The organism is Bacillus sp. DU-106 (genome assembly GCF_004799705.1).
Taxonomy (GTDB): domain Bacteria; phylum Bacillota; class Bacilli; order Bacillales; family Bacillaceae_G; genus Bacillus_A; species Bacillus_A cereus.
On the sequence record NZ_CP026607.1, the window covers coordinates 3,432,290 to 3,449,519 of the forward strand.

Genomic DNA, 17,230 nt, shown 5'->3' on the forward strand with positions numbered 1-17,230 from the left:
TAACTCCATATGTTTTACTCCTCTCTTAATTTATTTATCTACTAAATGAATACATAGTCTATACCCTTATTGCCGGAATCTGTAGACTTTTTCATACGTAAGACGTTCGTAATCTCAATATCGTCCCTAGCAATAAAACTACCATCTACTCTAACCGATGTATCACCAGTTACGTTTTTAAATATGAAATCATCACCAGATGAACCATCTGATACAAATTCTAAAGCTGTCGTTCCCTTTAATGAGAAGCTTTTCATTCTGATTGTATTGTTTTTGTAATCAATTCCGAAATCGTTCGCTCCGAAATCGAGTTTTTGATTAGTGATATCTATCGTTAAGAAGTTACCGAAAGTCGTTTTTGTATTTAATTCTACTGCAGATTCTCCAAGAACAACTTTCTGAATCTTTGAATCATCAGTAAGGATGATTTTTGCATCACCTTTTATTAAATTACTATCTTGAATTGAGATATTTCCTACCACTACTTCACCAGAGAATGTTCCTGTGAAGTATCCTTTAGTCGCTTCTAAAGTACCATCTGAGAATACTTTGAATGGAGCAGTAGATTTATTGGGGCCTGCCCAGAACCTTAAATCTTTACCAGTTCCGCCAATACTACTTAATAATCCACCAGTAACAATAAAAGAATCTGTTGGTGCATTGTAGTACCCTAATTCAATATCTCCACGGAAAGTAGCAGCATTGAATTCAGCAGAACCATCGGCATCGATCTTCCAACCTTTTTTCTGTCTTTCATATCCAATAGATTGAGAGGTACCAGATGTAGATAGGTTACCATTTGTATCAATATGGAAGGTCTGTTGACCTGAATCATTGTATACTTGGACATCTCTAAAGTTGGCGTATTTTGCTTGAATTGTTCCTGTTTTAATGTAGTTACCGTCAATAACCGTAACTCCATTTGTGTCGTCTTTAGTAAATAGGTTCGACATAAAATTCTTTTCATCTGATAAAGGTCTGTAGTTCCCATCCATATCTAGATAAAGCGGCTTTGCAGGGTCATAACCCGGTTGGTCAGAGTTACTAATCTTGTTTCCTTTTGAATCAAGTGCCCATCCAGAAGCAAAATCAGAGAAGGTTACTTTACCTTTTAAGTTGATATTTTTACTTACTACATCAATAGCTCCTGGTGTGACAGACATAGAAGAAGCAATATCAAGTGCTTTAATGTCTCCATTTGGAGTTACTACTTTTCCTATTAATCCATCAGTATCTTCATTAGCAGGAGTCCAGCCTGTTATTTTGTCTCCCTCTTCTATTTTGATACCAGTAAACCAATAAGTTCCTAGCGTACCTCCAGCACTTTTACCGATTTCCACACGTGCATTACTAGATTTAGCAGCAAAAGTAAAGAATAGTTTAACCCATTGATTCTTACCAACATTTTCTGATTTCATTGTTACAGAAGGATAACCTGAACCGTCATATATTTGAAGAACAGGTTGTCCAGATGCTGATTTAGCATAACAGGAAACTGTATAAGTATTGCCAGTAACAACGGAAACGGTTTGATTCAGCCCTTGGTTGTTTGCTGTCGTTGTAAACTTAACTGCTTTATCAAAACCAGGCAAGTCAGTAATATCCTCGATTTGTCTTACAGAAGGAGATCCCCAGTTGTTCCAGTTTGTCGCATCTGCCGTAGCAAAACGAGAGTTTAATAAGATATTTCGCCCACCATCATTCTTTGATGGATCATACCCTGGAGCAAACATAGAACTACTATTAATAGAAACTTTACCGTTAACAGTGACTTCCCCTTCATCGGTAATTTCTAATGTAACAGTACCGCTATTGTTCGTTACTCTTAAGCGTCTTGCATCTACAGACTCTGCTTTTACAGAATTGGTTTTAAGTTTTCCTCCATCAATTACTGTTTCACCATTTTCGATAGTTGTGATTTCGTAAGCATCGATTTCTTGCTGAGTAGGCTCCCTGAAAACAAGTCGATCAAAGATAATGTTCTTAACTTTGTTTGTTGTTGAACCTGAATAGTTAGCAAGAAGGAAACCTTGCATAGTATTATATCCCGTTAAATTATCATGCGGCCTTTTCATTACTGCCCGAACTGTATACCATTTACCTAAAGTCGGATTCGGCTCTATATCTGAAAGATGAATCGTAGTTCGGTATGGATTCATCCCACTCCAATCCAACAGTACACAAGCTCCAGTTATTGCACCACTTACCAACATGAAATCTAATTCGACAACATAATGCTGCCGGTTTGGTAGATTATTTATGAAGAAGCTTGGAAGTATAGTTGCACCTATTTGTGCAGTATCACTTCCAACATTAAACCTCATTGCACTTCCTGTTCTTGTTAGAGTTGTTTCTTTTGAAACTGTTGAACTGCTCCATGAACCAAGTCCAGCAGGAAATGATCCTGTCCAGTCGGAGAATGTTGGGTTATTTACTACGTAACCTTGCTTTAATGCATTGTTTGCATTATTCGCAGCATCGTCCCATTTCCCTTTGTTATCTGTAACAGTGTAGTCTGCATCTCCCACATCAAACACGGTTGCATAAGCTAATTGCCAAACTACTGGCGCTTCTGGTGTAGCTGTAGCTCCACCTGCTAAAAAGAAGTGTCCTCCACTTGAAAAAGTCCCAGTAGTTCCACAAGTAACAAGACGAATATACTCTTCAAACTTACCTGTTCCTTTGTTCGATGTTAAGATTCTGTCCGTATATCCAGTTCCCATTGAATTAGTTGCTGTATTTAGGGTGTATCCTACTGGTATCTTAGCAATAATTCGTACTAAGAACTTCGCACCTGCTCTTGAGTTAATAAGTTGTTGGAATCCACCATGACTTGGAGCTGCTGCTCCTGTTGTTTTAATTTCTAATACAGAAGAAGAGGTTGTTGGTGCATCAACTGGTGCAGCGATTCTAGTCACTGTAACTGCTCCGCCAGCGCTATTATTGTTGTAGACTACAACATTATTCATACCGTTTTTGAATATCGGATCGGTATATATCATTCTTCCGGTTGAAATGGCTTGAGCTAACTCCCTATTTAAATCATTTGTAGTTTCTGCAATAGCTCTTTTTACTTTCTCTGCTTCATCGAAATACTTATTAAGCTGTGTTTTAAACAGATTCCTAGCAGCAGCTGAAGCAAATGCGTATGTGGTATTCATGTTAGCTAAAACTTCTGAGGCAATTTTCGGGGATACACTATCTAAGTTATTGTAAGCAGTTGTGTATGCTGCTGTAGAAACACTTGGGATTACTTGACCTTGCGGAAGTACTTGAGCGTATTCAGCTTTAATAGCTTCCCAATCTCGGCTTAAAGTTTGTTTTTCTAAAGGTGTGATTTTCATATCACTTGTCATTTCAGCAAGTACATTCTTAGCATCGTCTGCTTTCTTATCTGCATCTGCAATTACCTTGTCAATATCAGCCTGAGCCAAGCTCCAAGATGTTGCTACGTTTCCTTCTTCGATTTTTAATGAGTTAACACGAATCCATGCGTAACCATTAGTACCTGTTAATTCTCGTTTTGTGCTACCAGCAATTAAGATGTACGCGTTATCGTCGTCTCGATCGGCTGTGAACGTTAGTCTAACACTATAATAATTCGTTAAACTTCCATCAGCGATTGGTGCGAATTTAGGGAAGTCAGTTGTCTTGATATCACCTAAGCGACGATTACCACCTGCTACTGTATACATTAAGTACATGTAATCCAGTACATCACCTAATTCGCTTGTTGCTACATTCATAGAAAGTGTATATTCCCGTCCACTTTTAACTGCGAACTTTCTTCCGGCACTTGCCATACCAACTTTAGAACCTATTGGAACAGGCAATTGCGTAGTTCCGTTTCGTGTATCCATAAACAATGCTTTTCCTGTTGGTAATTGAGGTTGTGCATAATGACCAATAGACCCAATACTTCCCCAACGATTCCAACCTGAAGCATCTTTGAAGTCGGTTCCAGTCAGCATTTGGCTACCGCCGACTCTTATTCCAGTAATTAAATCGTTTATATCTTGAGTTGCTAAACTCCAATCTGTCGCTTTGTTCCCTCGTTCTAACTGAACTCCAGTTACAAAGCCAGCTGTAGCAGCATATTTACTATCTTGACCAAAATAAATACTAATAGAATTAGCTTTTGCAACAAAGGTATGAACTACTCTGAACCATGTATTAAGTTCCTTCGTTCCGTTTGTATATGACCACTTAACATCTGAGTTCCCTTCTTGTACCCTTGCCATTCCGTCTTTAGTTAATTTAAACCAAGCAGAAGCAGTGTATGTCTCACCAGTAGTTACTGCAACATTATCAAGCGCATAACCATAGTCTCCAGTGACTGTTGAATCAAATTGGAATCCAGTTGTAAAACCTGCTAAGTCAACAGGTACACCTACAGTTCTTGTCCCAGAAGAAGATCCCCAATCTCTCCATGAACCTTTTGTTTTAAATAAAGAGTTTGGAACAATGTTGTTTCCACCAACGGAGATGCTATCGATAATTGATTGAGTCTTTTCATCGACATCTTCAGGAGCAAATGTAAAATCAGTCACACTGTTTCCTAATTCACCTTTAACATTTCTCATTTGGAACGTTACAGGGCTTCCACTGTTATTAACAAGACCAAAATTAGAATTGTCATATAAATCGTTAGTTGCTGAATCTTTGTTTTTCCACATGAACCAGCACTTAGTCCATGTATTCGCCTTAATGTTTCGACCTGAGTTTTTCCTTAGTGCAACATCATCATTGTCATTTGGAGTGTTTGACGTACCAACAAAAAAGTTATTAGTGTCATTATTCCATGTAATATCAATTGGTGAATACACTTCGAAACTAAGAGTCAACCAACTTCCGATTGGAACAATAGTAGTGTCACCACTCACTTTTAGTCCTGCACCCCATGCACCACCTGCACCATTATTTGCAGTCAAAGTCCAAGTATTTGTGGCTTCATCGTATGAAGAACTTGCTGTATTAACAGGCACTACCTGTTTCTTTCTAACGATGTTTCGTCCACCGATCTTCAGATTGTCGATTTTGTCATTAGCATTATTTGCTGACTTATTAATCGCATCATTAATCGCTTTTTTGATTTTTTCAGATTCATTGAAATAAGCACTTATCTTTGTTCTAAATGCATCTCTCGCAGATGCGGAAGCGAATGTATAAGTGGTTGTCATAGTAGCTAATACTTCGGCTGCTATTTTCGGAGTAACGCCATCTAGGTTTGTATAAGATGTCGTATAAGTAGAAGTTGTAACACCAAGAGCAGTTGCTTGTGCTAAAACTTGTGCGTATTCTGCTTTAATGGCTTCCCATTCTCTACTTAGTGTTGTTTTCTCTGACGGAGTAACCTTTAAGTCATTTGTTAGATCATCAATACCTGCTTTACCAGCTGCAGCATTATCTTTGATTGTGCTTGCATCTGTTCCGGCTATTTTAGAATCAGAACTAATAACTAATCCGTTTGCATAGATTTTACCGTCTAGGTTTGTATAGAACATCTTGTTCCATGTACCTGCATTGTTCTTCTCAATAGAGATACCTTCAGTTGCATTCAGGATTGTTCTAAAAAGACCATCACCCCTTAAAACAACGATACCTTTATCAGTATTTATAGTAACACCGTTGTAGTCTTCTCCTGGTCTAATACTGTTTGCTAGATATGTAGATGTTGCAACTGCTAATCTTGAAAGCTTTTCATAATAAGCATCCCATTTAGCTGTCCATGTAACAGGATCAATTGTTGTATCCCCTGTTAACCAAGGTCTCGGAGTTAATGACTCTAAATATGTTTTTAAATCAATGTAGGCTGTTTCAAAAGCTGTATAATCCGCATGAGTTATTGGAATACCTGAAGCTCTAGCTTCTGCTCTTGCTAAATAAACTTGTCCGCCCTTTGCCTTATCAATCGTTTCAAGAGTAGGAAGAGTTTGTCCAGAAAGAACATCACCTGTGATTTCCATTAGAATTAATTTAATATTTGCTTTTTCGCCTGAAGAAATGATACCGTCACTTCCTGCTTTATCAGCAAAATCTTTTAGTTTTTCTACGTCTTGATAAAATGATGGATCTAATGAGGAAATAGATAATGATTGTTCAACCCAATTAGTCCCGTCCCAACTACTTAATGTATTAGGATCTTTAGTTGTGTCAATCCAAAGTGCTCCTAATGAAGGGTCAGCGGGCGGTACATCTGATACAATCGCATCGTTAATATCAACAAGTGATATGTGCCCAGTTGCTAATACTTCCATATTCTTCCCTTCTTTCTGTTTTATGTTTTATTAAAAAAAGTAATAGACTACTTTGTTTTACCCAATCAAAGTAATCTATTACATTATGGAATCGCAACACCTAATTATTAATAATCTCACATAGAAATGTTGCTCTTTGTTTTAAATCCTGTCTGGTAATTGGCACTTCTTTTAATCCTGCATGTGCTTGATTCCAAGGAATATCCTCATTACCATCTTTATCTACTCTTCTCCATAGAAACTGATTGTTTTGTAATTGGCTTGTTACGTCAGTAGAACCTTTGTACACCTGAGCCTTTAATGTCGTTGAAACAACACCTTGTTTAAAGAACATTCCATTTGTACTTATTATTTCTACACGATAAGGAGTTCGTTTTTCTATTTCTTGAAGAAGCTCACCGGGGCTATAACCTGGTTCAAACTGTGTACCTGGTCCAATCTGAACCATACCAGCTTTGATCCTTCCAGTAGTTATCTGTTCCGCATGTAATTCTCCTGTATAGAAACCATCTTCAGTCATAAATGAACCGTCACCAGTCCACTCAGTTACGATGTTTCCTTTTTGGAGCATTGGTCTACAGAAATAAGAATCTCCGTTTTTAGGATGATAGATTCGTAAACGAACTCTTGTCGTTCCTGCAGGAGCAGTTTCTGTAACACTAATACGTTGCCATATATCATTTCCTGTTAATATAGATGTGGTGATTTTTGATGTGATACGAGCTGAGTCGTTGTGGTATTCGACTTCCACTCTAGGATGTCCACCATCATAAGCGGAGAGATTTTTTGTGAGGACATATACAGAAGCAGAGTAGTTTTCTCCTACACTTGCGGGAATAAACTTAGAATATGCACTTGAATTTTGCAGAGGTTTTCCAGTGGTAAATAAGTGAAGACTATTTGTAGTATTTAAACGAACAATTTCATTTACTTCATAAGTGCTAAAGTTTGAATCAAGAATCCAATCTATTGTCCCTCTTCTAAATGTTGCATTGGATACTAAGTTTCTACTCGTCATCTGAATAGAACCAGCAGTTACTTTGTTGGCACTTAACGTTTTGATGTGAGCATCTGTGATACTAGCTTGTGCGATTTCAGCTTCACCAATAGCACCTTTCTCAATAACTCCACTACCTGCAACAATAGAGTTTGCTTGTAAGTGATTAGCATTAACAGATTTCGCTGCTAACTCTCTTGCAGTAATAGATTCCGCTACCAACTTATCAGCGGTTACTGTATTGGCTGCAATATGCTTTTTACCATCAACTGCTCCTTCTTGGATTTTCGGATTCGTAATGGCCCCGTCTGTAATACCTTCTGAGTAAACACCCTTTTCATCGTACAGAACAGTTACTCCATCAGCACCACGAACACGTAACCCATAAAGGGATCCATCAGCATTAACATCACCAATAGATACACGCTCAACAGGTGTTTCTTGATTATCAAAAACTTGTAATCTATTACCTGTAATTCTTAAATGACCATTTGTTCCTTGTAGGGTAACTTGCCCAGTATCAATAGTACCTGCAACAATCTTATTAGCTACTAAGCTAACAATCTTTGCATCTGTGATACTACCGTCAGCAATTTGAGCAGAGTCAACTGTACCTTCACCAATAATCGCTCCATCAATAAAAGCATGTTTGATACTTGCGTTAATTGCTTCAATTACAGAAGCTTGTAATCTATCGAAGTCCGCACTACCTGCTGAGATTTCTAAAGCTTCAATTAATCCGGCTGAAATGTTTTCAGCTTTTAAAGCACCAATTTGTGCAGCATCGATTTTAGCTTGTCCTGCATAAAGGTTAATAGCTTCAACAACCATACCTTTAATATGACTTGCAGTTAACGTACCAATCTTTGCAGAGTCAATTACAGCAGTTTCAATGGACGCGTTAATTGCTTCAATTACAGCTGCCTTAATATGGTCTGCATCAAGTTGTCCGATCTTTGCTGAATCAATTACAGCTTCCCCTGCATACAAGTTAACAGCTTCAATAACTGCCCCCTTGATTTTATCTGCTGATAGTTCACCAATAACTGCATTATTAATTTTTGCTTGTCCAGCAGAAATGTTTGAAGCATAAATATTGATTGCATCGATAACATTTGCTGCAATGTGCTCTGCAGATAACTCACCAATAACAGCTGTATTGATTTTAGCTGTACCAATATAAGCATTAATTGCTTCAATGATATTGGTCTTGATTGCTTCAATGTTCAGTACCCCTGATTTAATAGATCCTGCGTCAATGTAGTCAATAACGCCACCATGTAAAAAGTTGTTTCCTGCTATTGCATCATAACCACCAGGACCATTCTTAGATACAGCAGCAGGTGAGTTGTTGATTGCCCTAATAACAGTATCCTTGATTGAATCCGGAGTTGCACCGCTTCCAGTTAATCCAGCAATTTTAGAATAGTGAATTAGATGATTATTGTCATTAATTGCATCAACAAGAGTTTCAATACCTTCAGAACCATAAATGGCACTTGCGAAATCAATTGCACTACCAGGGATTTGTTTATCTTGCCATGTGTAGATTGAAGGATTTAACCCTACCCCTTTTATGTAGCATTCGTTTTTTACTTTATCGAATACAAGACTTCCTTTAGAGAAAGAACGTGATGTAGCAGTTGCTTCTTCTACGTAGACTGGATTCTGCGCTTTCCATTTCCCTAACTCAAATCCATGAAGATATCTTTCTACCTTTTCATTTAAAGCATATCGACTCTGAGGAACGAGACTGTATCCATCTAAGTTGTACAGTGTAGATAACATTTTCCCGTATAGATAAAGCTTGTTGTTATCATTACTTGCATCTGCTGTATCTTCAACGAAAATCTGAATTCCTCTTTCTTTTTGAGCTTTGTTTAAATTGAAAACAACGGAAGGAATTACCGTGGAATTATTTTTAGCACCATTTAAAACAAAAACATCCTGCGCCAGATAGATGTCGTCTTTTAATGTTTTAAGGTCTACTTGTTGAGGATTGTTTTTATGAGGCTTATTAAATAATGTGGTTTCTATTTCACCAGTGATAACTGCTGCCATTCCTCTTTCATGAATATATTGAAGAATTTGGTTTTGTTGCGATCTGTTCCATCCGCTTTCAAATCCAAAACTAGATAGTAACACTCCATGAAAACCTTTAGATTCGAACCATGTTATATCAGCCTCAATGTTATTTAAAACAACATTAGGATAGTTGATAATACCATATAGCATCGTTCCATTCTTCTTAATTTCATCTACAAAGAAATTAAAGTTAGTAGATTCTTCTTTATTAATCATGACATGGGGAATGTAACTAAAGGCATTGATTCGTTTTTCGATAGAATCATACGTGTTAATAGATGCACCTCTATAACCAACGAATAACGGGCTACCAAAATCAGATATGGTTGCCTTATCTACTTTTTTATTAAGCTCATTTGAAACTGTGCTTCCTAGTTCCTTAAAGTTAATGACACGTTCTATTCGTTCAATAGATTCCTGAAGTTCATTAACATCTTCAGACATGACGTAATCTCCATTGGGATCTCCGTCATACTGTGCATCCTTCTTACGGACAAACTCAGAATAAGGCACTGGGAAAATTAATTCCTTTTTCATACATTCACCTACTTTGTCTTTAGTATGTTTCTTTTATAACCATTACAAATTACTTTTGCCATAAAAACGGGACGGAATTATCCGCCCCATTAATTAATAATTACTTCCTATTTTTGGTTGCTTTTCTATAATTCCATTTCGCCCATCACACTTCACCCATTTGCGTAAGTTTTGATCATAGATTTCAACTTCGAAATGGGTAAGATTTGGATCATCAACATAACTCCACTGTACGTGGGTTGTATTAGTATCCTTGTCGTAATACTGGAATACTCCTAATGGATAATTCAAACCAATCACTCCCATTCAATAATGCAGTGCGTTCCAAAAGCAACATACTTATCAATAACTTCTTTTGCATATTCTTCTGATAAGTTACCACCGTATTCGGTTAATATGGATTTAGGAAGGGTGACAATTAGGACGCCATTTCGGTAGAATGCTTTTCCATCCCAATTACCAATGTCCCAATAACGCTGTCTTCCTTGCACTCTCTCATCAATTATCTTAGTTGATAGCGATTCAGAAATGCCACCACCACGAGTACGTGCATCCATAACAACTACATCTTTAACACTCGTATGCTCTCTTACTTGGACTTTAGCAAGAAGAAGATACATAGGGTTTGACTGCTGAATGCTTCTCCACTCTTCCCTACTGAAACAGTGACGGATTGAGTTTCCGTTTTCAGAATCAGGAACAATGTAAATATGGATAAGCTTATTGAGAAGCTTTGAAGATGGAACTTTCTTGTACTCTACCTTTTGAACACCATTCACATAAGTTGTCATCGGAAGAGTTGAGTAATGTCCTACTGATGGATTGAGGTCTAAATGAAGGAATGTTCGAAGTGTTTCACTATAGAAGCCCTTGTATTCGTAGAAGTTATCAAAATAAGAATACTTAGCAAATAAATCATCTTTAAATGAAATGTTTTCTCTTAAGAAGAAGATTCCGTTTTGGATATCATAATCATTTGCTGCTAGCTCTTTGTTTTCGAAATAACCATAGTCTGCATAAACAGGCCCAACTGGTTCAAATTTAAAGACCACTTTCCCTTTTTCATAATCGATTCGATAATTTGTAGCAGGAATTGTATTAGCTGATGTTGCCTTGCCTTTAGTAGTTTTTAGAACTGGCACTGGTTGGATTAACCAATTTTCTTTTGAACCATACATGATTACTTCTTTCGTAACCGGATCGATACGTTTATCTTCCAATAAGTCGTTAGACATTTTTGTATTTTTGTAGATTCGCTTATAAAGGCGGAAGTTACGATGTTCATAAGTAGCGTACACTTTACCAGTTATATTTCTACCTGGGAAGAAAACAGTACCCTCGTCATGATTAATCTCCAATGGATACTCTTCGAAAATCTCCACGATGTTTCCATTGTTTGCAGCATCTATAAAGATGTGAACCTTATCGTTACGAATCCAGTTTTTTTGTTTAGCTCGGAACAATGTTCCTGCAGAATTCGCTAAGCCCTCAACTAAAAGCTGTTCTTTTTCTACAGAGCCTTGGCTTACATACAGATTATTGTGAGGTACTTTTACTGTAGAAGGAGTAATGTACTCCATCTCGTTCTCTACTGTCATAATTCCGATAGAAGGATTAAAAATTTGAGAAGCGTATTCGTTGACTTGATACTTCTCTTTTTTCATAACTCGTTCTTTGTATTGATTCATTACAGCAAGATTATTACTAGCATGCATCTCTGACCACTCTTTATATCCAAGGTCATCCTTAATGAATTGTCCGTTATGAATTCTTAAATACCAGTTCTCTTTAGCATCCTTTGTTTGAGGAAGTTCACTATAGATACGACGGTCATCAATTAACTTCAATCCAAAGTTTCGCTTAGAAGCTCTTATTGTTTCAAATCCAGTTTCAGCATGAAGAACAAAACTTGGTTTGTCTGTTGCCCAAAAAATATCTTTATGGCCAATAACAAGATCTCCACTGTAGAACCATTCCATGCCTGTTTTACGGTCAAACAGTTTTAGGTTAACTAAATTGTTTTCCTCTAAGTTTTCTGAACCAAGTGAAATCTTGTAGAAAATTTTGTTCTTGTCATACCACTCTTTTCCACTTGGCACTGGAGGAAGTAGCGTATGTAAGTAGCCTAGATTCTTTAATCCTTCTGTTTTACGAATTGATTTAGAATAAGCAACTGGTGGTCCATACATTCGCTCATAACGACCAAACTCTAGTCCTGTTCCTGGGTCTACTCCGAAGGAAATCCATTGATGAATAAATGGCATAATCGTATATGTGAATGGAATTTCCGGTGTAGCTCTAGTGATGTCTGCATTTTCAAAGCCTTCTGCTTCAATATCAATCGTTGTAGCATTCGGTTTAATACTGAATGCATAGAGAGTTTTCTCTCCTTCATTCTGTGCAACACCTCTAACTGCTCCGATTGTATCTAATGTAACATCATCAAAGCTTGCTTTACCAAAACCATTTCCATCTACAAAGCCTAAACGAATCTTAATTTTTTGGGGTTTATCGATGTGGAAATTCGTTTCTAACTTAACCCAATCTTTTTTCCCTGTAATAGAAATAGAAGAAGAAATTTTTTCACCCTGTAAGTTATAAATACCGATTTTCACACCATCTGTTGTAATCCCTCGTACTTGATCAATTTTTGCCCATGCATTCACCTTGTAATCATCAATAGATAAATAGATATCTTCACTTTCCCAAAAGACATGAGCTCCTGTTGTTCCGTTTGATGAGTCTAAGGATACCTGACGAACACCGAATAAGCTTTTTGTGGAATCATGTGTGAATGTAACTGTTTGACCAGCTAACTTCTTTGTATTCCATGAAGGGATTGCATTTACTGTATCAGTTGTCCAAGAAGTAATAGGCTGTCCACCTGAATCTACTTGACCACTTTCAAATCCACTGTTGTTAATTGGAATTGATTTATCACCATCTACAGCATGTTCATACACTCCTGTAGCATTATAGAACCAAGGTTTGCAGTAGATTTTCACGTATTCTTTACAGTTCTTATAAAGGATTTTTTTTGCGACAATTTGATTTGCATTGTAATCACTTCTGTCATTAATATAAACATCCGTATTGTTCACTTTGTATTCCTGAGCAAATAAATTATCTCGGTGATATACGAAGTCATTTCTCCAAGGAGTAAACACCCATTGTTCTTCTGAATGATAAAGGATCGAGTTTAAAACAAGGTTTACACTTTCTTTTTGGTTGTGGTAAAATGCTCTGAATATTCCACAGTTAGAAACAAGAACAGTACCTTTATCAAACAGTGTTTTCTTAATAATTGAAGGGCCACCATTTAAGTGTTTTACAATTGTATCCCACTGGTTACTTTCCTCATCTTGTCCAAATAGGATAGCCGGAGAAATGTCCGCATAGCCTAAATCTCCAACGTTTTGAATTGGTAGCAAGCGACTAATGTATGGAGAGTCTTTTTTAATTTCCTTAACTCCAAATTCATTACTACTTGACGAAAACCCGATATCAGAAATAAATGTATTCCCTTTGCTCGTTTTGAAATCAAGAATATTAATTCCACTACCAGCATTATCTATCCAAATCGTACCTCCATTTTTTAAGTAATGCTCAAACTTGTCTTTAAACATAGATAAGTCGGCTTTACCGTAACCAGTTATAACGAGTAAATCATAATCCTCATAATGGTGATCTGGCATATCAAGGTTAACTGCCCAATATCGAACATCTTTTTTCAAAAGATCTACTTCTGTTGGATGCGGATTTTGTAATTCTATATATTTTGGAAGCGACAGGTGCTCATTGATTGTTTTACCAATAGAAGATAAATTTTCAACATTAACTACCGATTGAACAAAACTAAATCCAATGTTCATCTTACCTGGGTTTGTTTCACTTAATTTGGTTTTCAATTTTGCTTCGACGCGATGTTTAAATAGTTGAGGTGTTCGAGTTTGATAGTTTGCAATCATAACATCAGATGTTGCATAGAAAGAAAAATCATTCCCCTTCTCCTCAATTGCATAGACTTTCAAATGTTTGTATTTATCCGGATTTGATTCTATTTCAGAAACAGTATCTTTAAATTTGTCCATTGTTACTTGTTCGAAGAATGGATATGCGTTTAGGACTTCCTCCTTTAATTCGCTCTCTTTACTGTCATTTTTGTAATTAGGATAGATTACTTTGTATGTAACATCTTTGTTGTTACGGAAATTTGTAAATACAACAATACGGTATACAAAGTTGTCTTCACGAATTAATTGAACCTTAAACACATCACCGTCCTGTAAAGGTCCACTGTTTGCTTCTATGCGTATACTATTACCTATATAAATTAAGTCATTTCTTTTGTCTATCACAACTTCTTCTAAGGGGATAGCCTCTTGTTCGGTCTCAGAAGAGAAGCCGCCTAGATAAGGAATAACTTGAGCAGTTCTTGCATCGAAACGTCCTTTCAACTCCATTTGATAGAATACCGGTTTTGGAGTATCTTGACGATTTTTACGAATAGTAAATTCATCCGTTACATAGACTGCATCAGTAGGAAAAATAGCTTGCCCGGATTCAGTTTCTAATAAGAAATTGTGATTTGGATAAACCATGTAATCTCTTTCTATGAAATTAGATAATCCGTTTTCTTGAATTTGAGAAGAAACATCCTCTAATAAGATGTTCTCCTCGGGTGATACAGATTTTGATTGTACATATGCAAGGTTTGCACTATTCTTAGGAACCTTATTACCAATACGAATAGCGTACCCTCGGTTTCTTTGACCACTGCGAACGAGATCTTTATGAGGTTGCATCTGCATGGTTTGTATCCTCCCATTCTTTTAACTTGTTTAAGATAACAATCAATTCATTATCTTTCTGATTCGTTTCTAGGACTAAAATCTCGTCCATTGTAACGCGACCGTCTTGGTTAAAATCTAAAATAGCGAAAAGCTCCTCATCTTCATATTTCTCTACTCCCTCATACATAAGGAGGTAGTTAATGATTTTTGTTTTTGTAGTTAATAAGTTCTTTTCATCTTGAGTTAATTGAACTTTATCTGGCTTTGAAACAGGACTCAACAGCATCTTGTAGCAAACACCGATATTGTTATCTTTGTCTATAATCCAAATATAATCCTCTATAATCTCACCTGTACGCTTCGCTTGGATATATGGAGCATGGTATTGATATAGATACTGTCCCGAACGTTTTTGTGCCTCAACTGCATCCCTTGAGATATGTCTAGAAATAAATCCTTTAGAAGCAATAATTTCTAAATTAGAGTGAGATAAAAAGTTTCCTTCATAATCAAGCGGTTCAATAATAAGTGTTGAGAAACTTGCTCCATCTGCATGTAATCGATCTGGTGTAGCTGTGATTCTAAAGCTATCTGTCTTATTTATTGTGTTCGTAATATATAAGAACCCTTCATGATTTTGATTTTGAATTGGATTCATATCAATCATTGTTGCTAGTTTCCTCGGTTCACCATAACGGTTTCCTTCTTGATACACAATTCTTTTCCCACCATCGTGTTTAGCGAAATCAATTCGATAACCATCAACAGCTTTGATATTGTAATCAACTGTGTAGGTATCGTTTACTTGATACGTTGCATAGAGGGTTTTGTTTTTTAATACTGCCTTTCTATTTGTGTGGAAAGAGAAATAAAACCTCTTACCATCTATTCTGTAAGGCTCACCTATTTTTTCTCCATCCTCTGTATGGATAGCAATATCTCTAAATTTCTCATCAAGGTTATTGTAAGCAACCTCAACGTAATCACTTTTGCCGTCATACTTGAATGGTTCTTGATTCCACGTTTGATATGCTCCTGTTTCATGATTAAAGAATGAAACTTTTTGCAACGTGTCTCCATTTTCTTTTTGAACCAGGATCGGTGAATGGTCAATTGGCGCTACAGGGATTTCAGACCAAGTAACATTCTGGCCACTAATTCCTCCATCAAATAAAGATTGCATAACTGCAAAAGGTAGCTGCGTTTTAATATTAGAAGCATCTGGTAATTTGTTATTGAACAGTGCCCACTCTTCTAAGATAACTTCTTCCTGAATAGGTGTTTCTTCATTTGCAAAAATCAATTCTTGAGGAGTTGTAAGTAAAAGCCCTGTATTTAAAGCTTTCGCATTTTCACCATTAATAGTTAACTCAATACCTTCATCATTCCAACTACAAAGGAATTCATATGACGTACTTCTTTCGAGTGTTTTAGGGATAGTAATTGAACTTGCACCAACAGTATAGGATAAATTAGTTCCACGCACTGCAAGAGATAGTTCATTTGTATCTGAGCGGAAAAGAGTTTGGTCTCTATCGATACGGTTTTTTGTAGTTAATTTTAAATAGATACTCCCTGCTTTTTTATCAAACAAGCTCTTTACTGGGAACTTTAATGATGACCCCTTACGAACTACTGAATCAGTAATACTAGAATTCGGTATATACGGTGTAGAATCAACTCGGTCTTCTAATTGATGTTTTCCTACAATAAGAATTTCGTCTGTTTGGAATACTAAGGTAATTGTTTGCGGGGTTAATAAATTAAAAGATTGCGAGATATAAGACAAATCTCCTTGTGAGATGTCAATCTGTTTTAAAATTGTCTCCCCGGATTTAATTAAGCACTCACCATTTCCTTGAGCATTGAATGAAAGTGTATGGTCTTTTGCAAGTAAAGAAATAGATTGAGAGAACGTTGCTTTCTTAGTAGTAGAGCCTAAGAGCTTTATGTACTCGTGATCTCCTATTTTAATCGTCTTAACCTCTACTCCCCCACTTTCTGCATTACTTTTCCATGCAGTAGATTGGGGTTCTTGTATTTCACAAGAATAAAAGATTTCTCCTACTTCACCACATACACGAACTTGGCCATTTACAAATAAAGCAGATTCAAATTTAAATACCGTTTTATTGTTTAGGTCAACTGTAAAATGAGATCCATTAGAAGAGATTGTTAAAATGTTAGAATTCAAAATATTATCCTTTACATCTACGACTCCATAAATCTTCTCAGAATCTTTTACAATTCCGCCTATATGTAACTTGTTTTCTTTATCTAAAGAAGTAAATAAATAGTTTCCATCACTTAAATATTTAGGGATTAATGCTACCTTTTCCGTCGGCTTGGAAAACGAGAATATTACTTTACTATCTTCATAGAGTTCATTTGAAATAGAAACATACCCTGCACTTTGGAACGTAATCGCGTTTGGAATTGTAGCGTGTTTAATAATTGTTCCCGGATTAGTGAACATTTCTGCACCACCTTTTTATTGATTTCTTTTGACAATCTAACCTTTACTTCTTATTAATGTCCATAAGAAAAGGAGAGGAATCTCT

General features: G+C 36.5%; 5 protein-coding genes. All 5 read right to left on the reverse strand.

From position 1 onward, the window contains the following. Positions 1 to 41 precede the first annotated feature (41 nt). Positions 42 to 6,257: a phage head spike fiber domain-containing protein gene (locus C3Y97_RS17515; protein ID WP_136363574.1), complete on the reverse strand. Its 6,216-nt coding sequence runs from the start codon at positions 6,255 to 6,257 to the stop codon at positions 42 to 44. Between the two features lie 100 nt (positions 6,258 to 6,357). Continuing rightward, on the reverse strand, positions 6,358 to 9,876 hold the full coding sequence (locus tag C3Y97_RS17520) for an autotransporter outer membrane beta-barrel domain-containing protein (protein ID WP_136363575.1): 3,519 nt from the start codon (positions 9,874 to 9,876) through the stop codon (positions 6,358 to 6,360). A 93-nt stretch (positions 9,877 to 9,969) separates the two neighbouring features. Further along, on the reverse strand, positions 9,970 to 10,167 hold the full coding sequence (locus tag C3Y97_RS17525; protein WP_001108868.1) for a hypothetical protein: 198 nt from the start codon (positions 10,165 to 10,167) through the stop codon (positions 9,970 to 9,972). A 5-nt stretch (positions 10,168 to 10,172) separates the two neighbouring features. Beyond that, positions 10,173 to 14,687, reverse strand: coding sequence for a hypothetical protein (locus C3Y97_RS17530; RefSeq protein WP_136363576.1), 4,515 nt, complete (start codon positions 14,685 to 14,687; stop codon positions 10,173 to 10,175). After that, positions 14,668 to 17,145 (reverse strand): hypothetical protein, encoded by a 2,478-nt coding sequence (locus tag C3Y97_RS17535; RefSeq protein WP_086401379.1) that lies wholly within the window; start codon positions 17,143 to 17,145, stop codon positions 14,668 to 14,670. Before C3Y97_RS17535 ends, C3Y97_RS17530 begins: the two co-directional genes overlap by 20 nt. Positions 17,146 to 17,230: the final 85 nt, after the last annotated feature.

Excerpts from the sequence above, each read along its gene's own strand:
- C3Y97_RS17515 (WP_136363574.1), bottom strand. The coding sequence starts at position 6,257 with ATGGAAGTATTAGCAACTGGGCACATATCACTTGTTGATATTAACGAT.
- C3Y97_RS17520 (WP_136363575.1), bottom strand. The coding sequence starts at position 9,876 with ATGAAAAAGGAATTAATTTTCCCAGTGCCTTATTCTGAGTTTGTCCGT.
- C3Y97_RS17530 (WP_136363576.1), bottom strand. The coding sequence starts at position 14,687 with ATGCAGATGCAACCTCATAAAGATCTCGTTCGCAGTGGTCAAAGAAAC.
- C3Y97_RS17535 (WP_086401379.1), bottom strand. The coding sequence starts at position 17,145 with ATGTTCACTAATCCGGGAACAATTATTAAACACGCTACAATTCCAAAC.